The organism is Enterobacter cloacae complex sp. 6730903, from assembly GCF_048283985.1.
Lineage (GTDB): Bacteria > Pseudomonadota > Gammaproteobacteria > Enterobacterales > Enterobacteriaceae > Enterobacter > Enterobacter hormaechei_C.
Genome location: NZ_JBLVXX010000168.1, coordinates 1 through 407, shown reverse-complemented (window position 1 = coordinate 407; position 407 = coordinate 1). Strand labels below are relative to the sequence as shown.

Sequence of the window (407 nt, the reverse complement as noted above, 5' to 3'; positions counted from 1 at the left end):
ACATAATATTTATTTTTTGATTCAGCATGCAATAAGGCGTTGCTTTTTATTGAACGGTTTTTAACAAATGCATATGCAGCATTATGCATTGGCAGTTTAGAAAAAATATTATTCATTAACCAATATTGAATTAGTTTTACTTTAGATGATGGGTGGTATATTGTTCTCACACCGCCTTTTTTCTTAGCTATATCCCATCTTTTTGGAGGCTCAGGTGACCGCATTACTTCAGAAGCAAATCCCTTAGTCATTAATGTTTGAGAATCAATCAGGCTATATATTCTCATATACCTTCATCCTTTCTGGTTTGTTCTTGAGGAAAAAAACCTTAAACATTGATGAGATGTTGTCAATATCAAAATCATATTTAACTGTCTCTTATACACATCTCCGAGCCCACGAGACAT

The 407-nt window shown here is 33.2% G+C and carries 1 pseudogene; it reads right to left on the bottom strand.

Annotated features, from left to right (window positions below):
* Positions 1-287 (bottom strand): annotated as a pseudogene (locus ACNQ0W_RS25390) (RNA-directed DNA polymerase); the annotation flags it as partial.
* Positions 288-407: the final 120 nt, after the last annotated feature.